The following is a 24,498-nucleotide window of genomic DNA, read 5'->3' on the forward strand; positions in this document are numbered from 1 at the left end:
GATGCTCTTCACCACCCCCGCCTTGGGCGAGGGGATTTCCATGCTGGCCTTGTCCGACTCCAGGGTCAGCAGGCTCTGGTCGGCCTCGATGCGGTCGCCGACCTTGACCAGCAGTTCGATGACTTCACCCTGACCGTTGCCGATGTCGGGCACGCGTATCAACTCGCTCACGATGCGTCTCCTCAGCAGTCCAGGGGGTTGCGCTTGTTCGGGTCGAGGCCCAGCTTGACGATGGTCTCGGCCACCAGCTTGGGTTCGATGTCGCCACGGTCGGCCAGGGCCTCCAGGGCGGCGAGGACGATCCAGCGGCGGTCCACCTCGAAGAAGTCGCGCAGCTTGCGGCGGCTGTCGCTGCGGCCGAAGCCGTCGGTGCCGAGCACCTTGTATTCCTTGCCCGGCACCCACTGGCGAATCTGCTCGGCGTAGAGCTTCATGTAGTCGGTGGAGGCGATCACCGGGCCCTTGCGCCCGGTCAGGCATTCCTCGACGTAGCTCGGCTTGGGCTTCTGCTCGGGGTGCAGGCGGTTCCAGCGCTCGGTGGCCAGGCCGTCGCGGCGCAGCTCGTTGAAGCTGGGCACCGACCAGACGTCGGCACCGATGCCGAAGTCCTCGCGAAGGATCTTCGCCGCCGCCTCGACTTCCCGCAGGATGGTGCCCGAACCCAGCAGTTGCACATGGTGGGCGCTGTCTTTGTTCTCCTCGTCGAGCAGGTACATGCCCTTGATGATGCCTGCCTCGGCGCCGGCCGGCATGGCCGGCTGCGGGTAGTTCTCGTTCATCACGGTGATGTAGTAGAAGATGTTTTCCTGCTCCTGGAGCATGCGCCGCGAACCGTCGTGGATGATCACCGCCAGCTCGTAGGCGTAGGTCGGGTCGTAGGTGCGGATGTTCGGGATCACCCCGGCGAGGATGTGGCTCTGGCCGTCCTCGTGCTGCAGGCCTTCGCCGTTGAGGGTGGTGCGCCCGGCGGTGCCGCCGAGCAGGAAGCCGCGGACCATGGCGTCGCCGGCGGCCCAGGCGAGGTCGCCGATGCGCTGGAAGCCGAACATCGAATAGAAGATGTAGAACGGCAGCATCGGCTGGCGGTAGTTGCTGTAGGCGTTGCCGGCGGCGATGAACGAGGACATGGCGCCGGCCTCGGTGATGCCTTCTTCGAGTATCTGGCCCTGCTTGTCCTCGCGGTAGAACATCAGCTGTTCCTTGTCGACCGGCTCGTACAGCTGGCCCACCGAGGAATAGATGCCGAGCTGGCGGAACATGCCCTCCATGCCGAAGGTGCGCGCCTCGTCGGGGATGATCGGCACGATGCGCGGGCCCATCTCCTTGTCCTTGAGCAGCTGCGAGATGATCCGCACGAAGGCCATGGTGGTGGAAATCTCGCGGTCGCCGGTACCGTCGAGCATCGCCTTGAGGGTCTCCAGCGGCGGCACCGGCACGCTGAAGGCGTTGCCCTGCCGATGCGGCATCGAGCCGCCCAGGCTGGCGCGGCGTTCGGCCAGGAAGCGGGCTTCGGCGCTGCCTTCGTCGGGCTTGTAGAAGGGCACCTTCTCCAGGTCGGCGTCCTTGATCGGGATGTCGAAGCGGTCGCGGAACGCGCGCAGGCTGGCGACGTCGATCTCGTGGATGTTGTGGGCGATGTTCTTCGCCTCGCCGGTGCCGGTGCCATAGCCCTTGATGGTCTTGGCCAGGATCACGCTCGGCTGGCCCTTGTGGTTCACCGCGGCGTGATAGGCCGCGTAGACCTTGTAGGGATCGTGGCCGCCGCGGTTGAGCTTCCAGATCTCGTCGTCGGAGAGGTCCTTGACCATCTCCAGCAGCTCGGGGCGGGCGCCGAAGAAGTGCTCGCGCACGTAGGCGCCGTCCTTGGCCTTGTAGTTCTGGTAGTCGCCGTCCACCGCTTCGTCCATCCGCGCCTGCATCAGCCCGGCGGTGTCCTTGGCGAACAGAGGGTCCCACAGGCGGCCCCAGATGACTTTGATGACGTTCCAGTTGGCGCCGCGGAACACCCCTTCGAGTTCCTGGATGATCTTGCCGTTGCCGCGCACCGGGCCGTCCAGGCGCTGCAGGTTGCAGTTGACCACGAACACCAGGTTGTCGAGCTTTTCGCGCCCGGCCAGGGAGATGGCGCCGAGGGATTCCGGCTCGTCGGTCTCGCCGTCGCCGAGGAAACACCACACGCGCTGCTGGCCCGGCGGGATGAAGCCGCGGCTTTCCAGGTACTTCATGAAGCGCGCCTGGTAGATCGCCTGGATCGGGCCGAGGCCCATGGACACCGTGGGGAACTGCCAGAAGTCCGGCATCAGCCAGGGGTGCGGGTAGGACGACAGGCCATGGCCATCGACTTCCTGGCGGAAGTTCTCCAGCTGCTCCTCGCTGAGCCGGCCTTCGAGGAAGGCGCGGGCGTAGATGCCGGGGGAGGCGTGGCCCTGGAAGTAGACGAGGTCGCCGCCGTGCTCGCCGTTGGGCGCGCGGAAGAAATAGTTGAAGCCGATATCGTAGAGGGTCGCCGAGGAGGCGAAGGTGGAGATGTGGCCACCCAGCGACGGGTCCTTGTGGTTGGCGCGCATCACCATGGCCAGGGCGTTCCAGCGCACCAGCGAGCGGATGCGGCGCTCCATGAACAGGTCGCCGGGCATGCGCGCCTCATGGGTCAGCGGGATGCTGTTGCGGTACGGCGTGGTGATCGCGTAGGGCAGCTGGGTGCCGGTGCGGCTGGCGAGCTCGCCGAGGCGGGAGATCAGGTAGTGGGCGCGGTCCTCGCCTTCACGGTCGAGAACCGATTCCAGGGCGTCCAGCCACTCCTGGGTTTCTACGGGGTCGATATCGTGCATTGCGGAATACCTTGCAGGTTGCGATAGGGCCAGGCTATTTCAGCGTTGCGGACGGTCCCAGGGACAAAAGCCTGGAAAAGCGCTGGACCAATCGCCGGCAAGGGCGGGGCGGACGACCCGGTTTGCCGGGGACGCTGGTCGATGCGCAAGTCGCCCGGGTGGTCGCTATAGCCTAGCTGGCGAGACGCAGGGCGCCACCGTGGCGGCGTCGCACCCCTGCGCGTCACTCCTCGGAGGGTGATTCCTCGCTCAGCGCGGCGCTGAGCTCCAGCAGGCGCCGTTGCAGCGCCTGCAGCTGGCCGGCCTGCTCGCGGCTGTGCTGGTCGAGGCGGCCCAGTTCCGCGTCCAGCGCCTGGTTGCGCTGTTCCAGCACCGTGCGCGCGCCTTCGGCCTGGGCTCGCTCCTGGCGCAGCGCCTCGTTGGCCAGGGCCTGGCGCGCCAGTTGTTGCTGCTGCTCGTGCTGTTCATTGCGCAGCAGCCGCGCCTCGGTGAGCAGGCGCTCGTTGTCGCGGTTCAGGCGGGTGAGTTCGTCCTGGCGCAGCACCAGGTTCTGCTGCAGTTGCCGCAGTTCGGCGCCCAACTGCTGGATGCGTGCCTCGTGCTGGCGTTGTTCCTGCTCGCGTTGTTCCTTCGCCGCCTGGCGGAAGTGCTCCAGGGCGATGCGCGCGTGGTTGTGCTTTTCCTCCAGCGAGGCGATCTGCGCGTCGCGTTCGCCCAGGCGCGTCTCCAGGTCGCCGGCGGCCTGGCGCAGGCGGGCGTTGGTGAGTTCGCCCTGGTGCTTCTGTTGCTGGCTCAGTTGCAGCGAGTCGAGGGCTTCCTTGAGGCGCGTCTCCAGGGCCTGGTTCTGGCTTTCCAGCTGCTCGATGCGCGCCTGGGCCAGGCGCACCTGCTGCTGGTAGTCCAGGCGCTCGCGGGACAGCCTGGCGCGGTCGTCCGCCACCGAATCGCGGGCTTCCTGCTGCAGGCGTTCGGCCAGCTGCATGACGAGATTGCCCAGCTCGTCGCCCAGGGGCAGGGGCTGCCCGGCGGGGCCGCGAACCTCGCTTTCCAGTTCCTTCAGGTAGCGGTGGATGGTGGTCTTGGAGCCGGTGTTGCCCAGCTCCACGCGCAGGGCGTCGATGCTCGGGTTGTCACCACGGGCCAGTATGGCCTGACGTGCCTTCTGTACCAGCGCCTTGTTGATTCCGCCCCGAGCCATGGCCTCTCCGACGATTTCGTAGTGTGTTACATAGCATGTAATTACATACTAAAAATTCCCGTTTAGAAAGCATTTGAACAGCGTTATCTAGCATTGGATAATCACGAATTATTCAATGTGATCGATAACCCCGGGCGGTTTTGCCGGCCGTGGCGTTACGAAATAGAGGTGTGCCGGTGAGCCAGGAAGTCGAGCGTTATCTGCACGCGGCCACCCGCGCCAATACCCGGCGCAGCTACCGGGCGGCCATCGAGCATTACGAGGTGAGCTGGGGCGGCTTGCTGCCGGCCACCGCCGAGGCGGTGGCGCGCTACCTGGCGGAGCACGCCGGCAGCCTTTCGGCCAACACCCTCAGGCTGCGCCTGGCGGCGCTGTCGCAATGGCACGCCAGCCAGGGCTTTCCCGACCCGACCCGCGCGCCGCTGGTGCGCCAGGTGCTGAAGGGCATCCGTGCGCTGCACCCACGCCAGGAGAAACAGGCCGAGCCCCTGCAACTGCGCGAGCTGGAGCAGTGCGTGAACTGGCTCGAGGACAACGCCGGGCGCGCCCGCGCCGAAGGCGACACGGCTGTGCTGCTGCGCAGCCTGCGTGACCGCGCGTTACTGCTCATCGGTTTCTGGCGCGCGTTCCGCAGCGACGAGCTGTGCCGCCTGCGCGTGGAGCACATCCGCGCGCGGGCCGGGGAGGGCATGCAACTGTTCCTGCCCTGGAGCAAGGGCGACCGCGACAACCAGGGGCGCACCTTCAGCGCGCCGGCGCTGGCGCGGTTGTGCCCGGTGCAGGCCTACCTGGAGTGGGTCGACGCCGCCGGGCTGGCCGAGGGCCCGGTATTGCGTAGCGTCGACCGCTGGGGCCGGCTGGGCACCAGCGCGCTGCATCCCGGCAGCGTGATTCCACTGCTGCGCGCGGTGCTGCGCGGCGCCGGGCTGCCCGCCGAGCTGTATAGCAGCCACTCGCTACGCCGTGGCTTCGCCACCTGGGCCAGCCGCAGCGGCTGGGACCAGAAGGCGCTGATGAGTTACGTCGGTTGGCGCGACGCGAATTCCGCGCTGCGCTACGTGGAGCCCCACGGCAGCTTCCCCGGCCAGTTGCAGCCGGCGCCGGAGCCGCCGCTGGTGCCCTGAGCCTCAGCGCTGCCGGGCGAGCAGGCAGGCGGCAGCCAGCAACCCGGCGCTGGCGGCGAGAATCAGCCCGACCTGCCAGGGATGCTCGCCAACGTACTCGCCGCCGGCGCGCAACGCCTGGCGGCTGCGGTAGGCCAGGCGCTCGCTGGCGTCGCGGCCGTCGCTGGTCAGGCGGCGCAGGCGCGCCTTGAACGCCGGCACCTCGTCGGCGGCCAGCTCGCGGCTGCTTTCCAGCAGGGACTCGAGGTCCGCCACCAGGCTCTGCAGTTCTTCCAGGCCGCTGGGGCGGCGACCGAGGGACCATCGGGATTGGCTCATCGTCTGCTCCTTGGGCGCCGCTTCAGCGCAGCGCCTCTATCAATTGCTGTTTGCGCATGGTCGAGCGCCCGGCGATGTTGCGCGCGCGGGCCACGGCCAGCAGCTCCTGCTTGTTCATGGCCTCCAGCGGTCGGTCGGGGCGCAGCACGCCCTTGCGCGTGGCCGCCGCCCGGCGTGCCGAGGAACGTCGCGCGGCAGCCTTGGCGCGCTCGCTGGTGGCGCGCCCCGAGCCGTCCTTGAGCTCGCCGCCGCCGGACTGCTTGTTCACCGTAGCCCAGGCGCGCGCCCGCGCTTCGTCGGCGGGCACACCCTGGCGTTCGTAGCTTTCCTCGATATGCCGAGCCTTGCGTTTCTGCTCGGCGCTGTAGGTGTCCTTGCTGGCGCGTGACATGGCGGATTCCTCCTATAGGTGTAGTCAAGAGAAAGCCTTGAGTCGCCGAGGTTCAGCCATACGGACGAGCGTTCACCTGGCCGGGTGCGCCTCGGCCAGCTGGCGGGCCATCTCCAGGTGCAGGCGCAGCACCGCCAGGGTGGTCTGGGCGAACTGACGGATATCCGGGTCTTCGGCGTGCTCGGCGGCCTCGCCGTAGAGCTTCAGGGTCTGTTCGTAGGCTTGCGCCTCGGCCTGGGCGAAAGCGGTGTCGAAGGCGTCGTCCGGGCTCGCCGCCAGCGTCTTCAGGCGCTCGCGGGTGGCCGCGTCGGGGCCGTCGGCCAACTTCAACTGGCGGCTCTCGGCCAGGGTCTTGAGCTGCACATTGGTCTTGGTGTGGTCGTCGACCAGGTGCACGGCGAAGGTTTTCACGTCGGCCGCGCGGCTGCGGCCCAGGGCCAGCTTGGCCGCTTCGATCTCGCCCAGGCCGGTGGCCGAGGCGCGCTCGACGAACGCCTGCGCCGGGTCGGCGGCCCAGAGCGGCGTAGCCCCCAGCAGGGCGGCGCAGACCAGTGCGCCGCGCAGGATGCCGGTTCCTCTCATTGCGGATGCTCCTTGTGTCGATGAGTACTGGCTAGTGCATTGACGGAGCCGGCGCCGCGAGGTTCCGCGTTTTTCCACTGGCGCGCCGAGTGGAGATTGCAAGTGGAAAACAGGAAGCATTATCATTTGATCCTTCTTCGCGTTTATCCCTCCATGTCCGCCAATCGACCGCGCAAGCCAGGGCTTTTCGAACACTACGAGGAGCTCATCGGAGCCTGGACCCGCCGCCTGCGCAATCGCGTCGATGCGGAAGACCTGGCCCACGACACCTACCTGCGCCTGCTGGAAACCCCGCAGGCCGCGGTGGAACAGCCGCGCGCCTACCTCCACCGCACGGCGCGCAACCTGGCCATCGACGCCTTCCGCCGCGAGCGCGCCCACGCCCCGGTGGGCATCGAGCACCTGGACGAACACGAGGCGCCCGACGGCGACCCGGAGACCACCATGCATGCGGTGCAACTGGCCAGCTCCATCGAACGCGCCCTCGCCGAACTGCCGGCCAACTGCCGCAAGGTCTTCGTCTGGCAGAAGCTGGAAGGGCTGTCGCAGGCGGAGATCGCCGAACGCCTGGGGCTGAGCAAGAACATGGTGGAAAAATATATGATCCGCACCCTGCGCCATCTCAGGGACCGCCTGGGCGACACACCGTGATGAAGGACCAGCCCGTGAAACCGAACCCAAGGACATCGCCCCGGAGCGCCCTATGGTGCTGAGCGAAGACCCGCGCGACGCCGCCGCCCGCTGGTTCGTGCGCCTGCAGGATGGCGCCCTGGACAGCGCCGAGCGCGCCGACTTCGAAGCCTGGCTGGCGGCGCCCGTGCATCGCGACGAATTCGAGGCGCTGCAGCGCCTGTGGGGCGCCGCCGACCTGATTCCCGCGCAGCGCCTGCGCCAACTCGCCGCCGACGAGCCCATCGCGCTGCGCCCGCGCGCCGGCAAACGGCGCTGGCCGGCGTTCGCCGCCGCGGCCTGTGTCGCCGGCCTGGCCGCCGGGGTCGCGCTGTTCGGCGGCTGGGGCCGCGACTACAGCGCCGAGTTCCACACCGCGCTGGGCGAACGCCGCCAGGTGGAGTTGCCCGACGGCAGCTACCTGGAGCTCAACGGCGACACCCACCTGAAGGTGCGCCTGGGTGACGAGCGGCGCAGCGTCAGCCTGGAGCGCGGCGAGGCGATGTTCAGCGTCGCCCATGCCAGCCAACGGCCCTTCGTGGTCGACGCCGGGCTTGGCGAGGTGACGGTCACCGGCACCCGCTTCGACGTGCGCCGCGACGCCGATGAAGTGCGGGTGGCGGTGGAGCAGGGCAGGGTACGGGTCGCCGGGCGCGACGCGACGACCGCCGAACAGCTGCTGACCGCCGGCCTGGCCACGCGCATCGACGCCGAGGGTCGGGTGGCGCCGGCCGCGCCCGCCGACGTCGCCGCGCAGACCGCCTGGCGCGACGGCCGCCTGGTGTTCAATGGCGCGACCCTGGCCGAGGTGGTCCGTGAAGTGTCGCGCTACCGGGCCAAGCCGGTGAGCGTGGTCAGCCCGGAAGCCGCGAAGATGCGCCTGACCAGCGTGTTCCGCGTGGACGACACCGACGCGCTGCTGGCGGCGCTGCCGCACCTGCTGCCGGTACGGGTGCAGACCCTTGCCGATGGCTCAAACGAAATAATTCTCCGTTAGATTCAGGTTTTCATCACCCTGTTTCGTCTACCCCGGCAAAGGCTCGCGAAGCACTGAAAGCGCGGGCTGCCATTGGGACTTCAAGGAACAGGAACATCGTGACAAACCCCTCGCTTCGCATGTCTTCCTCGCGTCGTCTGCTGCCGCTGGCCCTGAGCCTGGCCATCGGTGCCGCCATCGGCCAGGCCCAGGCCGCCCAGGTCGATATCCCGCCACAACCGCTGGACGCCGCGCTGCGCCAGCTTGGCCAGCAGACCTCGCTGCAGCTGTTCTTCACCCCGGAGCTGGTGCAGGGCAAGCAGGCCCCGGCGGTCAGCGGCGAGCTGGCCCCGGAACAGGCCCTGGAGCGCCTGCTGCAGGGCAGCGGCCTGGACTACCAGGTGGTGGGCAACGGCGTGGTCCTGCGCAAGCGCGAGGCCGGCGCCGACGCGCCGCTGCAGATGGAGTCCAGCGAAGTGAAGGTGGTCGGCGACTGGCTGGCCGACGCCCAGGAGCGCGACGTGCAGAACCATCCCGGCGCGCGCACCGTGGTGCGCCGCCAGGCCATGGAAGAGCGCGGGGTGGTCAGCGTGCGTGAAGCGCTGCGCGGCATTCCCGGCGTGCAGGTGCAGGAAAACAACGGCACCGGCGGCAGCGACATCTCCCTCAACGTCGGCGTGCGCGGCCTGACCTCGCGCCTGTCGCCACGCTCGACCATCCTCATCGACGGCGTGCCGGCCGCCGTGGCGCCCTACGGCCAACCGCAGCTGTCGATGTTTCCCGGCGTGGCCGGCAGCTACGACAGCATCGATGTGGTGCGCGGCGCCGGTTCCGTGCGCTATGGCCCGCAGAACGTCGGCGGGGTGATCAACTTCGTCACCCGGGCGATTCCGGAGACGTTCTCCGGCGAGGTCGGCACCACCGTCGAGCACGCCGGCCACGGCGGCTGGAAGCAGATGCAGAACGCCTTCATCGGCGGCACCGCGGACAACGGTATCGGCATGGCCCTGCTGTACTCCGGGGTGAAGGGCGACGGCTACCGCGACAGCAACAACCACAACGACATCGACGACGTCACCCTGAAGACCCACTGGGCGCCCACCGACAGCGACGACCTGGCGCTGAACCTGCACTACTACGACGGCACCGCCGACATGCCCGGCGGCCTGACCCAGGCGCAGTTCGACCATGACCCCTACCAGTCGGTGCGCGACTGGGACAGCTTCCGTGGCCGCCGCAGCGACGGCTCGCTGAAGTGGACGCGCAAGATCGACGACCTGACCCAGCTGGAAGTGCTGACCTACTACAGCGACAGCTTCCGTGGCAGCGACATCGCCAACCGCGACCTCAAGACCCTGGCGTCCTACCCGCGCGACTACCACACCTTCGGTTTCGAGCCGCGCCTGTCGCGGATCTTCTTCGTCGGCCCGACCACCCAGGAAGCCAGCGTCGGCTACCGCTACCTGAAGGAAGACATGGAGGAGCGCGCCTCCCAGGTCGGCCTGGTGAACAACGTGCCGACCCCGCAGCCGGGCGCCGACGGCCATATCTACCAGGACCGCACCGGCGGCACCGAGGCCAACTCGCTGTACATCGACGACAAGATCGACGTCGGCAACTGGACGGTGACCCCGGGCATCCGCTTCGAACGCATCTCCACCGACTGGCAGGACCGCCCGGTGCTCGACAACAAGGGCAAGCCGGTGCAGGCCAAGAGCCGCAGCAAGGACTACAACGAGCCGCTGCCGGCGCTGAGCGTGATGTACCACGTCTCCGACGCCTGGAAGCTGTTCGCCAACTACGAGACCTCGTTCGGCAGCCTGCAGTACTTCCAGCTCGGCCAGGGCGGGCGCGGCAACCAGACCGCCGACGGCCTGGAACCGGAGAAGGCGCGCACCTACGAGATCGGCACGCGCTATGACGACGGCGCCTTCGGCGGCGAGGTGACGCTGTTCTACATCGACTTCGACGACGAGCTGCAATACATCAGCAACGACGTGGGCTGGACCAACCTCGGCGCCACCAAGCACCAGGGCATCGAGACTTCCGCGCACTACGACCTGGCGGCACTCGACCCGCGCCTGGAAGGCCTGACCGCCTACGGCACGCTGACCTACACCCGCGCCACCTACGAAGGCGACATCCCCGGCTTCAAGGGTCGCGACCTGCCGTTCTACTCGCGCCAGGTGGCCACCGTGGGCATGCGCTACGTGCGTGACCGCTGGACCTACAACGTCGACGCCTTCGCCCAGTCGAAACAGCGCGCGCCCGGCCCGACCACCGACGCCAACGGCAACTTCACCCACAACTACATCACCGACCCGACGGCCGACGGCCAGTACGGCGACATCCCCGGCTACGCGCTGTGGAACGCCCGCGTGGGCTATGACTTCGGCCCGCAGCTGTCCAACCTGAAGCTCGGCGCCGGGGTGAAGAACCTGTTCGACAAGCTCAGCTACACCCGCTCCAGCGACAACAACTCGGGCATCTACGTGGGCCAGCCGCGGACCTTCTTCGTCCAGGCCAGCGTGGGGTTCTGAGGGGGAGGGGCTGAGCGAGGCGTTCAGCCGTAGGGCGGATAACCGTTCGCGGTTATCCGCCGCTGGCCGTCGCGCCGGAGCCTGGGAGTGATGGCGGATAACGCCGTAGGCGTTATGCGCCCTACGCTATTCCCTGGCCTTAGGGGCTGAAGCGCCGAATCGCCTCCAGCACGGTATCGCGGTCGCCGCGCAGCGGGCGTTCGCCGAGGTAGGCGACGAAGGCCGGGTCGTCGAGCAGGGCGAGGAAGCGCTCGCCGTCGGCGGTGAGGCGTTCGCCATCGCCGGCGGTGCCGACCTCGTGGCCGTCGTACAGGCGTTGCAGCAGGCCCAGGCGGCGCAGCAGGTCGGTGAGGATCAGCGCGTTGGCGATCACCACGTCGGCGTCCAGGGCCTGCTCGCCCTGTTCGCGGCGCAGCTGGGCGTGGTAGTGGCGGGCGATGGCCTCCACCGGAAAGGGCCCGCCGGCCGCGCGTTGCGCGCCTTCGAGCAGGCGCCGGACCAGGGTCAGGTCGATCATGGGGTTCTCCGCGAGGGCGTGCTGCCAGCTTAGCACCCGGTCGGCCCGCCGGCCGCGCGCGGCCGACGGCGTTACACTGCGGCGTAACGGGGAGCGGGACGCTTCCCCGGCGCCAGCGGCGCCGCCACGCGCGGGAACGAGGCGCGGCGCCACCCAGCGGAGGTGTGCCATGAGCATGTCCAGTCGCTTGCAGAGTTGCCTGTCGCAGCACCAGTCGCGCTACGACCTGTTGCCCCACGCCACATCCATGACCACGCGCCAGGCCGCGCGCAGCGCCGGGGTGCCGCCGCAGCAGATGGCCAAGGCGGTGATCCTCGACGACTTCCAGGGCCACTGGCTGATGGCGGTGGTGCCGGCCAGCCGCCAGGTCGACCTGCACAAGGTGCACAAGCTGACCCGGCGCAACTGGCGCCTGGCCCACGAGGGCGACTTCGCCGCGCGCTTCGAGGGCTGCGCGCCGGGGGCGATCCCGGCGGTGGGCAACCTGTTCGGCCTGGAAACCCTGATCGACGACGCCCTGGGCGCCCAGCCGGAGGTGTATTTCGAAGCCGGCGACCACGCCGCGCTGGTGCACATGAGCGCCAGCCAGTACCTGGAGCTGATGCCCGAAGCGCGCCACGGGCGCTTCTGCGAGTAGGCCGCAGCAACCAGGGGCGCGCCCTCGCGGTGCCTAATCGTGCATGCCGCCATGCTCCACTTCGAGCAGCGGCGCACTGTTGCACCGCGCGTAGACCTTCTGCACGGCCTTGCGCGCGGTGATCCCGACGAAGGTTTCCAGCACCGTGGCCGCCGTCTCGTTGTTCAGGGCCGCCACGTTGACGCCGCGCAGGGCGATCCCGGCGCCCGTCGTGACGATCGCCTCGGTGCGGTTGCCGACCAGGTTGGCTCGGGCCCAGGACGCGTCGGCATCGGGAGTGCACGGGTCTCGCTCCTGGTCCTCGGGCTTGAAACCGCAATCATCTGCGAATGACAACGTTGTTCGGAGCGGCTCTGCGTCCGCGCCCGTGGACCCTCTAATGAGCTGCTGCCGCCTTGTCGGCCGCGCCGACTTCCAGGTAGCTCCACAGCTCCCGCGCGATGCGGTTGTCGCCTGCAGCGGCGCCGAACAGCAGGCTGCCGATGCTCAGGCCGAGCTGGCGATAGCTCTCGAATTGCGCTTCGTCGAAGAACTGATCGGCGGTGGTCTGGTTGGGAAACTCGGGGTTCTCGCGGGCGTAGTTGAGCACGTCGGCGGACAGACCGGCGATATGCCGTGGCTTCAACACCAGCAGCCAGCGGCGCTGTGGTGCCCCCGGGCCGGGCGGACGCGGCTGGCCGTCGGCGCAGTCTTCCACTTCGAACAGCACTGCGCACTTGCTGGCGTGCGCCGCCGGCGCCTGGCGGAACTCGTCCAGGCTGCCGAAGACCTTGGCCAGCACCGGGTTGCGCAGCACGCCCGGGTCCTCGCGCACTTCCAGGTGGTGGTCGATGCGCGCCAGGCGCACCAGGTTGGCCAGGTCGTCGAAGCGGTACTCGGGGTCGCAGCCACAGTCGCACAGCACCGTCAGCTCGATGTCGCGTCCCGGGCGCAGCAACTCGTAGCCAGCGGTGTTCTCGAAGTGGCCGCCATCGGACAGGTACTGGTACTCGCGGCGGTGCCCGTGGAAGCTGGCGGTCAGCTCGTAGAGCAGGTAGGTCTGCGTCGGCAGCAGGCTCGCGAGCCCCGGCGCCTGCCCGTGCACGGCCTCGAAGCGGCTCGGCCACCAGACCCCCAGGCGCACGTTGGCCAGGCCCAGCACCAGGGAATAGCCCAGGCTGGTGGCGCGGCCCAGGCCGGTGCTGACCGCGGCGCCGGAGATGCCGACCCACTGGCCGATGCTCAGCGGCATGCCGATTTCCGAGGCCAGGCCAAGGGCCGGGCCGCGAAGCTGTGGCGTGCCGTCATAGATGTACGCCGGTTCGCTGAGATGCCGGCCGTTGGGCGCCAGGCACAGAGGCTTGCCCTTGCGGTCGCGCTGGACCAGCTGTTCGGCCGGGTCGACGGTCAGGTTCAGGGTGACGTTGAGCAGGTGCAGCGGGCCGGCGGTGGGCGGGCCGTAGTAGTGCTCCACGGACAGGTCGTCGCCGCGTTGCGGCTCGGCGACGCTCATCTGGCGCTTGCGGGTGGCGCTGTCGGTTTCCGCGAAGCGCTGGCCGTTCGAGGCCCCCAGGTAGGCGCGGGTCAGCCGCGCGGCGTAGTAGGGCTGCAGTGTCGACGTATTGAGAAAGCCGACGAACTGGCTGTTCAACAAGGCCACCGCCGCCGCCGAGAGCCCGAGCAGGAGCAGCCGCAGCGGCGCACCGCCCTGGTCCAGGCAGGCGGCGCCATCGGCGCCCACCCAGAGGGCGAACAGCGCCCAGGCCAGGCACACGACCGACAGCAACAGGGCCCCCGCCAGCAGCCCGAGCACATCCAGCGGCAGTTTCGTCAGCCAGCCGGGAATGGACTTTTCGTCCTTGAACACGGCCAGCTTGCGCACCAGCCATATCAGCAGCGGCAATACCCCGCCCACGCCGGCGGCCCAGGGGCCATGCAGCTTCTCGTAGAGTTCCTCGGCCAGGATGCCGAGCAGGGTCAGGTAGAGCAGGGCTGCGGTGAGTATCAGCGCCTGGCTGAGCCGGCGGGTCACCAGCACCCGGTAATTGCGCACCGAGTCGGGGCCAAGGTCGTCGCCCGGCTCCGGGCGCACCCAGGCAGCCAGTTGCAGCAGCCAGTTGCGGATCACCCCGCGCAGCACATCGCCGCCCCTGGGCGCGCCCGCCATGCGTTCGATGGCGGCGCCCAGGCGCGTCCGGAAGCCGCCGTCGCCACCCGTTCGCGGCCGCTTCGGCACCATGCGGCGGACCAGCATGGCGGCGGCGAGGATGGACAGCGCGACCACCACGGCGGCCGCCAGGTGCCAGGTGGCCAGCGGCCGATAACCCAGCAGCAGGCAAACCCCTGCGCCGACAAACAGCGCGAAGCATATGAATAGCGTGGCGCCGGCGGCCCAGTTGAGCAGGCTCGGCCGCTCGTCCAGGTCGTTGCGCGGAATGACCTGCCAGTAGGCGATCACCAGTGGCAGTACGCCGAAGAGCAGAAGCGCGGCGGGTTCCAGCAGCAGGTTGGCGGTCACCCCCAGGCGGAACAGGTACAGCAAGGCGAAGGCCAGCAGCAGCGGCATGCCGATCACCAGGTGCAGCGATATCCAGTTGCGCCAGGTCATCGCCAGGGCATAGAACATGTCACCGGCCCCGGTGGGGGTGAGGTAGCGGCCGTTCTCCCGCAGCCAGGCGCCGGGCGCCTTGAAAATCTGCTCGCCCTGGTAGTCGGTGCTGGTGCTGATCCGCCCTGGTGGCTCCTGGCGTAGCACGTCATAGGCGTCCTCGGCGGCCTGGCGTGCATCGCTGGCCGGCGCCGGCGGGTGGCGTGGCGGCAATTCGCGCAGGCGCCCGGGCAGGAACAGGCTGTAGAGGAAGCTGCCCACGTAGCCGCCGCCACTCACCGTGGACAGGTAGTCGAAGTCGGCCAGTAGCGGTGGTGTCTTGCCATCCGCCTGCTTGTCACGGCGCGGCGACGGCGCCCGGGCCAGGGCCTGCAGCACACCGAGGCAGAAGGTGGCGCTGCGGATGCCACCACCCGACAACCCCAGCCCCCACTTGTGCGCTCCGAGGGGCAGCCCGAGGCTTTCGCGGCGGAAGGCAATGCGTTCCCGTTCATTCTCCAGCTGGGGCTCCAGCGGGTCCTTGTGTACACGGGGCATGGGCGTCCTCCTTGGCGTGGCTCGCCGCCTATCGGCCGGGGCTAATCGAAGTAAAGCAGGCGCCGGGAGCGCCGCCAGTGATCCCCCGTCCCGGCGGCCTCCGAAGGTGCCGACGGAGGCGCGCTGCGTTAGGCTGGGGCACTTTCATCGCCCGAAGCCCCCTATGCCGACGTCACCCCCGGAGTACCGCCTGACGACCCGCGACGCCTGGCTGGTGCGCCCCAGCCTGGAACTCTGCGCGCCGCTGCGCCGGGCGTTGCTGGACAGCTACGCCGAGCACGCGCCCTTTCTCGACTGGGTGACCCCGCAGGTGAGCGCCGAGCAGGTGCTGCGCTCGCTCAGGGGCGCCATCGCCAACTACGCCGCGCCGCTGGCGGAGAAGCGCCTGTTCCTGGTGTCCGCCGACCGCGCCGAGGTCATCGGCTGCATCGGCCTGCAGCCGCGGGGCAGGGGCGACAGCTATGTGATCGGCTACTGGGCCAACTCGCGCTTCGCCGGCCAGGGTTACCTGAGCGCGGCGCTGCGTGACCTCTGCACGCAACTGCCACGGGCCACGCTGTACCTCACCACGTCCTCGGCCAACACCCGCAGCCAGCGCCTTGCCGAGGCCGCCGGGTTCCGCTTGATCCGCAGCCTGCGCGGGGTGCGCGAGGATGCATGGCATGGCCTGCAGGACACGCTGATCTACCGTCGTGACGTCGCCAGGGCGGAAAACGGCAACTCGCCTCGCGCCTGAAGGGTCGAACGCCTTCGAACTCGCCCCGCGGCGGCCGCCGGAGCCCCGGCGATGCACTATCGTTACCGGTTGCGCGCACCCGCGCCTGCCCGAGACCGACCATGACCGTCCGCCGCCTGTTGTCCCGCCTGCTGTTGCTGAGCCTCGCCTGTGTCTTCGTCGTGTCGGCGCCCGCCGCAGAAACACCCGCTGCGCCGCCCAGCGCCGAGAGCCTGAAGTGGCCACGCGACTTTCCCTTCGGCGAGCAGCACCTGCAGGTGTTCCAGCCGCAGATCGAGAGCTGGGACGGCACCCGCCTGGGCGGCCGCGCGGCGATCGCCCTGGGCGACGCCAAGGGCACGCCGACCTACGGCGTGGCGCAGTTCTCCGCCGCCGCCGACATCGACAAGAGCAGCGGCCTGGTGCAACTGAGCGACCTGCGCATCGACAAGGTCGAGGTGCCCACCGCGCCGGACAGCGCCGAGAAGGCCCGCCAGGCCCTGACCGAGCGCCTGCCCAAGCAGATGACGGTGTCCCTCGACGAACTGCAGGCCAGCTACGCGGTGTCCCAGCAACTGGACAAGCTGCGCCGCGTTGAGGTGAAGAACGACGCGCCGCGCATCCTCTTCGCCGACAGCCCCAGCGTGCTGGTGCGCATCGACGGCGCGCCGCAGTGGCGCACCGTGGACGGCAGCGACTACCAGCGCGTGCTCAACAGCCGCGCGCTGATCCTTCGCGACGGGCAGAACAACGCCTACCTGCAGGCCGCCGGCTACTGGTACCTGGCCCAGGGCCTGGACGGCGCCTGGCGGGTGCTGAGCCAGCCGCCCAAGGCGCTGCTCGACGCGGCGACGCTGGCGGCCAAGGCCAGCCTGCCGGATCCGCTGCTGCCCAAGGACGCCAAGAAGGCCGCCAAGGCCCCGGCCATCGTCCTCGCCACCCAGCCCAGCGAGCTGATCGTCAGCGATGGTACGGCGCAGATGAGCCCGGTGGACGGCGTGGCGCTGCTGACCCTGAGCAACGCCGACCACGCGGTGTTCGTCGACCCGGCGAGCAACACCTGGTACGTGCTGGTGTCCGGGCGCTGGTTCAGCGCGCCGGGCGACAAGGGCCCCTGGGCATACGTGGCGGGCAAGGACCTGCCGGCGGACTTCGCCAAGATCTCGCCGAAGGACCCCAAGGCCAACGTGCTGGTCTCGGTGCCGGGCACGCCGCAGGCCAAGGAGGCGGCCATCGCCGCGAACATCCCGCAGACCGCCAGCGTCTCGCGCAGCAAGGCCGGGCTCAAGGTCGTCTATGACGGTGCGCCGCGCTTCGCGCCGATCGAGGGCACCGCGCTGCAGTACGCGGTGAACACGCCGACGCCGGTGATCGAGGTGGCGACGACGCAGTTCTACGCGGTGAGCAACGGTGTGTGGTTCGTCGCCCCCGGCGCCGCCGGGCCCTGGGCGGTGGCCACCGAGGTGCCGGCGGCGATCTACGGGATTCCGCCCAGCTCGCCGCTGTACTACGTGACCTACGTGCACATCTACTCGGTGACGCCGCAAACCGTGGTGGTCGGCTACACCCCTGGCTACCTGGGCGTGGTGGTCAACGACGGCGGCACCGTGGTCTACGGCACCGGCTACGCCTACCCGGCCTACGTCGGCGAAACCGTGTACTACGGCTATCCGCCCACCTACGGCTACGGCGCCAGCTTCGCCCTGGGCACCCTGGAGGGCTTCGCCTTCGGTTTCGCCGCCGGCGCCATCTGGGGCTCGGAATACCCCTGCTGGGGGCCGTACTGGGGCCCCGGGCCGAGCCACGGCTGGAACTACGTGAACATCAACCAGGCGAACTTCTACGGACGCTGGGGGCAGGGCAGCGTGACCCACGCCAACGGCTGGAACGCCTGGACCGGCACCCAGTGGCAGGGCAGCGCCGCCCACGGCTACGACCCGCTCACCGGCGCGCACTTCCAGGGCAGCCGGGGCGCCGCCTTCAACCCCTATTCGCAGAACTTCGCCGGCGGCCGCCAGGGCTCCTTCGGCAACCCCTCCACCGGCATCTCCGGGGCCGGGCGCAGCGCCGTGGTCGGCAACCGCGACAGCGGCGACTACGCCGCCGGGCGCCAGGTGGCCGGGCACAACGCGCAGACCGGGCGCACGGTGATCGCCGAGAAGGGCATCAGCGGCAACGCCTACGACGGCAGCCACAGCACCGACAGCGGCGTGGCCTGGAACAATGGCGACGTCTACGCCGGGCACGACGGCAACATCTACCAGCGTACCGACTCGGGCTGGCAGAAACACACCGACAGCGGCTGGCAGCCGGTGCAGAGCGGCAACGGCGAGGTGCGTAGCCAACTCGACCAGCAGCGCCAGTCGCGCGAACTGGGCCAGCAGCGCTTCGTGCAGACCCAGCGGCAGTGGCAGGGCGGCGCTCACTTCGGCGGCGGCGGAGGACGATTCCGCCGCTGAGGCGAAGGCCGTCGCCTATGCTTGCCTCTCGAATGGAACGAGAACGGGAGGCAATGGATGAGCACGGTGCTATTGGCCGACGCGACGCCGATCGTGCGCAGCGCCCTGCGCGACCTGCTGCAGCAGATGGGCCACCAGGTCTCGGCCGAGGCGGCGGACTCGCCGACGGCGCTGAGCCTGGCCCGCGAACACCGGCCGGACCTGGTGATCCTCGAACTGGCGCTGCCCGGCGCCGGCGGCCTGGACCTGCTGCGCCGGCTCAAGGCGCGCGATCCGACGCAGCGCGTGCTGGTCTACAGCCGGCAGAGCGCCAGCCACTTCGCCCCGCTGTGCTTCCAGGCTGGCGCGGGCGGCTTCGTCAGCAAGCAGGAGGACCTGGGCGAGTTGCGCCGGGCCATCGTCGACGTACTCGCCGGCCGCGCGCATTTCGCCCGCGAGCACATGGAGCAGGGCAGCGGCGACGAGCTGGGGCGCCTCACGCCGCGCGAACTGAGCGTGCTGCAGATGCTCGCCGAGGGGCAGAGCAACCAGCGCATCGCCGACAGCCTGCTGATCAGCTTCAAGACGGTGAGCACCTACAAGACCCGCCTGCTGGAGAAACTGCACGTCGGCTCCAACGTCGAGCTGGCCGAGATCGCCCGGCGCAACGGCCTGGTGCCGGGCGGCCAGGCCACCGGCGGCGCCGCCCGCGAAGGCGTGTCGGAGGAGGCGGGATTGCTGCGCCAACTGGTGGACTCTGCGCCCGACCCGATGTTCGTCCGTGACGTGACCGGGCGCCTGCTGCTGTGCAACCAGCGGTTTCTCGATTACTACCGGATCAGCGCCGGCGAGGCCCTGGGCTCCAGCCTGGCCGACGCCCGCTGGTTTCCTCCGGAGGTGCGCGAGCGCCTGCCCATATCCTGGCAGCGGCGGGTCCGCGAAGGCGTGCCGGTGGCGGAGAGAGGGCGGGTGGAGGTCTATGGGGATACCCGCGTGCTGCATTTCTGGATGGTTCCCTATCGTGGTGAAAGCGGCCAGTTCGTCGGCCTGCTGGGTGGCATTCGTGACGTCACCGAGAGCGAACAGCACCTGGCCGAGCTGCGCGATCGCCTGCTCGCCGCCGAATCGCAATCGCGTCGCCTGCTGGAAAGCTGGGAGGCGTCGCTGGCCGAGTTGGCCGAGTTGCTCGGCGGGCTCGGCCTGCATCCGGCCACGCCCGGGCTGGCCCGGCTCAGCGAGCGCCTGGACCGGTTGCGGCGGACCTGTGACCTGGAGGAGGGCCCGCTCCCCAGCGCCCCCGAACCCTGCGAGCTGCCGGCGCTGCTAACCCGCCTGCTGGCGGCGCGACCCGGCGCGCGGCTGGTGATTTCGCGTCTGGAGGCGACCCGGGTCTGGCTCGACGTGCGCGCCTTCCGTGAGCTGTTGGGCAGCACCCTGGCGCTGTTCCAGGGTGAGCCGCAAGCGCTGGAACTGGACCTGGCCACGCAGGCCGCAAGCCGCGGCTACCTGCAGGTGCGCCTGCGCCTGCGTGGCGCGGCCGGGTTGGCGAGCGTAATCAACCTGACTCACTGCCAGCGCCTGGCCGAGCGCCTGGGGGTGATCCTGCAGTACGCCGCCGACGCCGATGACGCGCTGGTGGTGGAGCTCGAGCTGGAGCTGCCGGAGAGCGCGTCGGCCTGAGACAGCGGAAAAACTCCTACAACGACAGCGGGAGGACTCCGAGTTCCATCCGCGGCGGCCCTACCTAGCATGGCGGCAACTCGAATCCCGACTAGGAGTCGCCACCATGCTTCCCACCCTCCACACCCAGCGCCGCTTCCCTGCGCGCCTGATTTCAACCGTACTCACCGCGACCCTGCTGCTGGGCGCGGGCGCCGCCATGGCCGAATCCGCCGGGCAACCGCCCAAGGGCTTCCAGCCCTTGGTGATGCTCGCCCACGAGCAACTGCTCGAAGGCGACCTGGCCTCCGCCCAGGCGCTGCTGCGCGAGGCGGGCGCCCGTGGCCAGGGCGGCAACCGCGCCCTCGCCGAGCAGGCCTTCATCGAGGACGCCGGCGGCCGCCATGTGCGCGCCCGGCAGTTCTACGACGCCCTCAAGGGCAGCGACCAGGCCGCGGTGATCGCCGTGCCCTCGGCGGTCAACCTCGCCGCGCTGGGGCGTTTCGAGCAGGCCGGCAAGGCCTTCGCCGAGCTCCAGAAAAACTCCCCGAACCCACAGGTGAAGGCCTACGCCGGCCTCTGGAAGCTCTGGCTGACCGCACGCCAGGCCAGCGACGCCGGGCTCAAGCCGGACGCCGCCAAGGCGCGGGTACAGAAGGTCGCCCGCGGCATCCAGCCGGTCACCGAACAGCAGCGCGCGCTGCTGGCCCTCTACCAGGGCAAGACCGACAGCGCCGCGGTGTTCGCCGAGATCGACGCCCTCAAGGCGCCGGACGCGGTGAAGCGTGACCTGCGCACCGAGGCCGGGCTGTTCGCCGGCGCCTACCTCGACTACGTCCGCCAGGACCAGGCCGGCGCCCAGCGCACTTACGAGCGCGCCCTGCAGCAGTCGCGCCCGACGGCCATGGAGCGCCCGCAGCTGATCCAGTCCAGCCGCGCCCTCGAACTGTCTTCCCGCTGATTTCCCCTCGCTGATTTCCGGGAGCACGACTCCCGGAAGGAGTCCCCTCATGAACAGGATTTATCGTCTGGTGTGGAACACCACGCGCAACGCCTGGGTCGCCGCGCCCGAATCCGCCACCGCCCGCCGCAAGGCGGGACGTGGCGCGCTGGTCGGCATCCTGGCCGCTTCCGCACTGTGCGGCATGGCCGGCACGGCACTGGCGGCTACGCCCTATACACCCGGTTCCCCGCTGGAAGCCGGGGTGGCCGGCAACCCCGGCATCTACGTGAACGACAGCGGCAACGACGCCGGCTGCATCTTCGTCCACGACACCGGTAACACGGGCAGCACCGGCTGGAAGTACGACAGCAACAACGCCAACTGCAAGGCCAACGACAAGGCCAGCCAGACCGACCGTGTACTGTTCTACGGCACCGGCAAGCGCACCGACGGCACCGACTCCCTGACCCTGGGCGCCGAACTCTACGTCAACGGCGGTCGCATCGGCCTGAACAACAAGTTCGACGGCACCAACTCCCTGGCCATCGGCAACGTCAATACCGACGCCCTCGGCAACGCCACCGGCACCCGCGCCACCGCGCAGGACTCGGTAGCCATCGGCAACGACGCCATCGCCAGCGGGCAGAACGCCATGGCCCTGGGCACCAATGCCCAGGCCAGCGCCGTTGGCGGCGTGGCCCTGGGCGCAGGCTCCGTGGCCAATACCGCCCCCGGCCAGGCCGGCTACGTGCCCGGCGGCGCCACCACGGCCCAGACCGCCGCGATCAACGCCACCCAGGGCACCCTGGGCGCGGTCGCCGTGGGCGACGCAGCGAGCGGGCAGTACCGGCAGATCACCGGCCTCGCCGCCGGCAGCCAGGACAGCGATGCGGTCAACGTCGCCCAGCTCAAGGGGGTGGTCGGCAGCGCCACCGCCGATGCGGTGATGTACGACAACAGCACCCACAACAGCGTGACGATGACCGGCGACACCTACAACTCGACCACCAAGATCGGCGGCACCCGCATCACCAACGTCGCTCGCGGGGCGGACGACAGCGATGCGGTGAACATGTCGCAGCTCAACGAGACCAACCAGAACGTCACCAACGTTGACAATCGCGTCACCAACGTCGACAGCCGGGTGAGCAACGTCTTCGGCGACGACAGTGACGCCAACGTCGCGGAAAACGGTCGCGGCATCCGCTACGTGCGCACCAATGACGAAGGTCTGGAGGTCAAGGACGCCTACGCCAAGGGGCAGGGCTCCACGGCGGTCGGCTACCAGGCCGAAGCCACCGGCGACAGCGCCCTGGCGCTGGGCCGCAACGCCAGCGCCTCGGCCGACAACAGCGTGGCTCTGGGCGCCAACAGCAGCACCACCGCCAACCTGCTCAATCCGGCTTATGCGCCCAATGGCGCCACGGTAGCCGGGGTGGCCCCGGTGGGCGAAGTCTCGGTCGGCTCCGCCGGCAACGAGCGCCGCGTCACCAACGTGGCCGCTGGCGCCGATGAAACCGACGCGGTCAACGTCTCGCAGCTCAAGGGTGTGTCCGACCGCACCGACCAGCTGGCCCAGGACGCGCTGCTCTGGGACCCGACCGCCAACGGCGGCAATGGCGCCTTCAGTGCCAACCACGGCGGCAAGGGCCCGAACAAGATCACCAACGTCGCCAAGGGCGACATCACGGAAGACTCCACCGACGCCGTCAACGGCTCGCAGCTGTACGAGGTGACCACCCAGATCACCAATATCACCCTGGGCGGCATCAAGTACTTCCACGCCAATTCGACCAAGCCGGACTCGGTCGCCAGCGGCACCGACTCCATCGCCGTCGGCCCGGCCGCCACCGCCTCGGGCACCTCGTCCCTGGCCATGGGCGATACCGCCAACGCCAGCGGCGACAACGCCAGCGCCATCGGTAGCAACGCCAGCGCCACGGGGGCTGCGGCCACGGCGGTGGGCAACGGCGCCAGCGCCACCGGCAGTTCCTCGGTGGCCATGGGCGATGGCGCCTCGGCCAGCGGCGAGCGCAGTTCGGCGATCGGCGCCGGGGCCGACGCCCAGGCCGCCAACAGCGTGGCCCTCGGCGCCGACTCGGTGGCCGACCGCGACAACAGCGTCTCCGTCGGCAGCGCCGGCAACGAGCGGCAGATCACCAACGTCGCCGCCGGCACCGACGACACCGACGCGGTGAACGTCTCGCAGCTGCGCGACCAGGGCACCACGATCAACAACAACATCAGCAACGTCGACAACCGCGTGACCCAGGCCACGACCGACATCACCAAGCTGCAGAACGGCACCGACGGCATGTTCCAGGTGAACAACACCAGCAACCTGCCGAAACCGCGGCCCACCGGCACCGACGCGGTGGCCGGCGGGGCGGGGGCGGAGGCCTCCGGCAACAACAGCGCGGCCATCGGCACTCGCGCGCGGGCCAGCGGCAACAACGCCACCGCGCTGGGCAACGGTTCCAACGCCCAGGCGGCCAACAGCGTGGCGCTGGGCGCCAACTCGGTGGCCGACCGCGCCAACAGCGTTTCCGTCGGCAGCGCCGGCAACGAGCGACAGATCACCAATGTCGCGGCCGGCACGGCGCCCACCGACGCGGTGAACGTCAGCCAGCTGGAGCGCAGCATCGGCGACATCTCCAACCAGTTCTACGACTACACCGACTCCCGCTACAACGCGCTGCGCCACGACCTGAAGAAACAGGACGACATCCTCAGCGCCGGCATCGCCGGGGCCATGGCCATGGCGACCCTGCCGCAGCCTTACTCGCCGGGGGCCAGCATGGCCACCGTGGGCCTGGGCAACTACCGCGGCCAGGGCGCGCTGGCGGTGGGCGTGTCGAAGATCTCCGACAACGGCAAATGGATCACCAAGCTGCAGGGCAGTACCAGCAGCCAGGGCGATACCGGCGTCGCGGTCGGCCTCGGCTACCAGTGGTGAGTTCCCATTCCGGGCCCGGCTACGGCCGGGCCGTCCCCAGGAGGTCAACGATGAACATTCTCAATATCCGCAGCGCCTGCACCCTGGCCCTGGCCGGCAGCGCCATGCTGCTGGCGGCCTGCGGCAGCCACAGCACGGTGGACGCCCAGGGCCACAGCGCCGAGCCGAAATTCCCGGCGATCAGCGAGTCGTACCGCGAGCAGGGCAGCTACGTGAACCTGGAGAACCTGAGCAAGGTCCAGCCGGGCATGGCCAAGGCGCAGCTCTATGAACTGCTCGGCACCCCGCACTTCCACGAAGGCATGTTCGGCGTGCACGAGTGGGACTACATCCTGCGCTTCCGCCGCAGCGGCCAGGAAGACCTGGTCTGCCAGTACAAGGTGCTGTTCGACAAGGACATGCAGGCGCAGAGCTTCTACTTCTCGCCCGCCGATTGCCTCGACCGGGCCCGTCCGGCCAGCCCGGCGCCGGCCGCCGTCGTGGAACCGCAACGGGTGACCCTGGCCGGCGACGCCACCTTCGCCTTCGACAGCGCGCAACTGAGCGCCGCCGGCCGCACCAGCCTGGAGCGTCTGGCTGCGCAGCTGAAGGCCCAGGCGCTTGAACGCGTGGACATCACCGGGCACACCGACCGCCTCGGGTCGCGCGCCTACAACCTCGACCTGTCGCTGCGCCGCGCCGAGTCGGTACGCGACTACCTGGCCGCCGCCGGCATCCCGGCCGGCGTGATGCGGGTCAGCGGGGTCGGCGCCGCCGAGCCCGTGGCCGCCTGCCCGGACGCCCCCCGCGCCGAACTGATCCAGTGCCTGGCGGCCGACCGCCGGGTCGTCGTCGAAAGCACCGCCCGCGCGGCGCAAACCCATCAAGAGTGAGGACCGAG

At 69.5% G+C, this 24,498-nt stretch carries 20 protein-coding genes; 11 read left to right on the forward strand and 9 right to left on the reverse strand.

The genetic code is table 11. The features are described 5' to 3' along the window. The 3 genes from P3W75_RS17670 to P3W75_RS17680 all read right to left on the reverse strand — a co-directional run. On the reverse strand, positions 1-171 hold a 171-nt coding region (locus P3W75_RS17670), incomplete at its 3' end, for a biotin/lipoyl-containing protein (RefSeq protein WP_346429860.1). 11 nt (positions 172-182) lie between these two features. Continuing rightward, positions 183-2,831 carry a pyruvate dehydrogenase (acetyl-transferring), homodimeric type gene (gene aceE, locus P3W75_RS17675; RefSeq protein WP_276228611.1) on the reverse strand — a complete coding sequence of 883 codons (2,649 nt, stop codon included), beginning with the start codon at positions 2,829-2,831 and terminating at the stop codon, positions 183-185. Between the two features lie 223 nt (positions 2,832-3,054). Further along, positions 3,055-4,029, reverse strand: coding sequence for a DNA-binding protein (locus tag P3W75_RS17680; RefSeq protein WP_276228612.1), 975 nt, complete (start codon positions 4,027-4,029; stop codon positions 3,055-3,057). Between the two features lie 176 nt (positions 4,030-4,205). Here P3W75_RS17680 and P3W75_RS17685 point away from each other — a divergent pair, with 176 nt between their 5' ends. After that, positions 4,206-5,153 carry a site-specific integrase gene (locus tag P3W75_RS17685; protein WP_276228613.1) on the forward strand — a complete coding sequence of 316 codons (948 nt, stop codon included), beginning with the start codon at positions 4,206-4,208 and terminating at the stop codon, positions 5,151-5,153. Between the two features lie 3 nt (positions 5,154-5,156). Here the strand turns inward: P3W75_RS17685 and P3W75_RS17690 are convergent, their stop codons facing one another. The 3 genes from P3W75_RS17690 to P3W75_RS17700 all read right to left on the reverse strand — a co-directional run bounded on the left by P3W75_RS17690 (position 5,157) and on the right by P3W75_RS17700 (position 6,444). Next, positions 5,157-5,471: a DUF883 family protein gene (locus P3W75_RS17690; protein ID WP_276228614.1), complete on the reverse strand. Its 315-nt coding sequence runs from the start codon at positions 5,469-5,471 to the stop codon at positions 5,157-5,159. A 22-nt stretch (positions 5,472-5,493) separates the two neighbouring features. Continuing rightward, positions 5,494-5,862, reverse strand: coding sequence for a Rho termination factor N-terminal domain-containing protein (locus P3W75_RS17695; protein ID WP_276228615.1), 369 nt, complete (start codon positions 5,860-5,862; stop codon positions 5,494-5,496). Between the two features lie 72 nt (positions 5,863-5,934). After that, positions 5,935-6,444, reverse strand: a complete 510-nt coding sequence (locus P3W75_RS17700; RefSeq protein WP_276228616.1) for a DUF4142 domain-containing protein — start codon at positions 6,442-6,444, stop codon at positions 5,935-5,937. Between the two features lie 153 nt (positions 6,445-6,597). On the opposite strand from P3W75_RS17700, the gene P3W75_RS17705 reads away from it, so the two are divergent. The 3 genes from P3W75_RS17705 (at position 6,598) to P3W75_RS17715 (ending at position 10,629) form a co-directional block, all read left to right on the forward strand. Next, complete coding sequence (locus tag P3W75_RS17705) at positions 6,598-7,095, forward strand: sigma-70 family RNA polymerase sigma factor (protein ID WP_276228617.1); 498 nt, start codon at positions 6,598-6,600, stop codon at positions 7,093-7,095. A 52-nt stretch (positions 7,096-7,147) separates the two neighbouring features. Beyond that, positions 7,148-8,110, forward strand: coding sequence for a FecR family protein (locus P3W75_RS17710; RefSeq protein ID WP_276228618.1), 963 nt, complete (start codon positions 7,148-7,150; stop codon positions 8,108-8,110). Positions 8,111-8,229: 119 nt separating this feature from the next. After that, positions 8,230-10,629: a TonB-dependent siderophore receptor gene (locus P3W75_RS17715; RefSeq protein WP_276228651.1), complete on the forward strand. Its 2,400-nt coding sequence runs from the start codon at positions 8,230-8,232 to the stop codon at positions 10,627-10,629. Positions 10,630-10,768: 139 nt separating this feature from the next. Here P3W75_RS17715 and P3W75_RS17720 read toward each other — a convergent pair whose 3' ends face one another. Beyond that, positions 10,769-11,146: a hypothetical protein gene (locus tag P3W75_RS17720; protein ID WP_276228619.1), complete on the reverse strand. Its 378-nt coding sequence runs from the start codon at positions 11,144-11,146 to the stop codon at positions 10,769-10,771. Between the two features lie 169 nt (positions 11,147-11,315). Between P3W75_RS17720 and P3W75_RS17725 the strand changes: the two genes are divergently transcribed. Then, positions 11,316-11,783 (forward strand): aminoacyl-tRNA deacylase, encoded by a 468-nt coding sequence (locus P3W75_RS17725; protein WP_276228620.1) that lies wholly within the window; start codon positions 11,316-11,318, stop codon positions 11,781-11,783. Positions 11,784-11,816: 33 nt separating this feature from the next. Here the strand turns inward: P3W75_RS17725 and P3W75_RS17730 are convergent, their stop codons facing one another. Together P3W75_RS17730 and P3W75_RS17735 are read right to left on the reverse strand one after the other, a co-directional pair. Further along, positions 11,817-12,119 (reverse strand): hypothetical protein, encoded by a 303-nt coding sequence (locus P3W75_RS17730; protein ID WP_276228621.1) that lies wholly within the window; start codon positions 12,117-12,119, stop codon positions 11,817-11,819. Positions 12,120-12,159: 40 nt separating this feature from the next. Further along, positions 12,160-14,907: a hypothetical protein gene (locus P3W75_RS17735; RefSeq protein WP_276228622.1), complete on the reverse strand. Its 2,748-nt coding sequence runs from the start codon at positions 14,905-14,907 to the stop codon at positions 12,160-12,162. A gap of 163 nt (positions 14,908-15,070) precedes the next feature. Here P3W75_RS17735 and P3W75_RS17740 point away from each other — a divergent pair, with 163 nt between their 5' ends. The 6 genes from P3W75_RS17740 to P3W75_RS17765 all read left to right on the forward strand — a co-directional run bounded on the left by P3W75_RS17740 (position 15,071) and on the right by P3W75_RS17765 (position 24,490). Further along, positions 15,071-15,643: a GNAT family N-acetyltransferase gene (locus tag P3W75_RS17740; RefSeq protein WP_276228623.1), complete on the forward strand. Its 573-nt coding sequence runs from the start codon at positions 15,071-15,073 to the stop codon at positions 15,641-15,643. A gap of 101 nt (positions 15,644-15,744) precedes the next feature. Beyond that, entirely contained in the window at positions 15,745-18,081 is a 2,337-nt protein-coding gene (locus P3W75_RS17745) for a carbohydrate-binding family V/XII (RefSeq protein ID WP_276228624.1), read from the forward strand. Positions 18,082-18,138: 57 nt separating this feature from the next. Next, positions 18,139-19,740 (forward strand): response regulator, encoded by a 1,602-nt coding sequence (locus tag P3W75_RS17750; RefSeq protein ID WP_276228625.1) that lies wholly within the window; start codon positions 18,139-18,141, stop codon positions 19,738-19,740. Between the two features lie 106 nt (positions 19,741-19,846). Beyond that, entirely contained in the window at positions 19,847-20,680 is an 834-nt protein-coding gene (locus tag P3W75_RS17755; RefSeq protein WP_276228626.1) for a hypothetical protein, read from the forward strand. 49 nt (positions 20,681-20,729) lie between these two features. Beyond that, positions 20,730-23,618 carry a YadA-like family protein gene (locus tag P3W75_RS17760; RefSeq protein WP_276228627.1) on the forward strand — a complete coding sequence of 963 codons (2,889 nt, stop codon included), beginning with the start codon at positions 20,730-20,732 and terminating at the stop codon, positions 23,616-23,618. Positions 23,619-23,668: 50 nt separating this feature from the next. Continuing rightward, entirely contained in the window at positions 23,669-24,490 is an 822-nt protein-coding gene (locus P3W75_RS17765; RefSeq protein ID WP_276228628.1) for an OmpA family protein, read from the forward strand. Positions 24,491-24,498 lie beyond the last annotated feature (8 nt).

The sequence above is a fragment of the Pseudomonas citronellolis genome (assembly GCF_029335315.1).
Taxonomy (GTDB): domain Bacteria; phylum Pseudomonadota; class Gammaproteobacteria; order Pseudomonadales; family Pseudomonadaceae; genus Pseudomonas; species Pseudomonas citronellolis_A.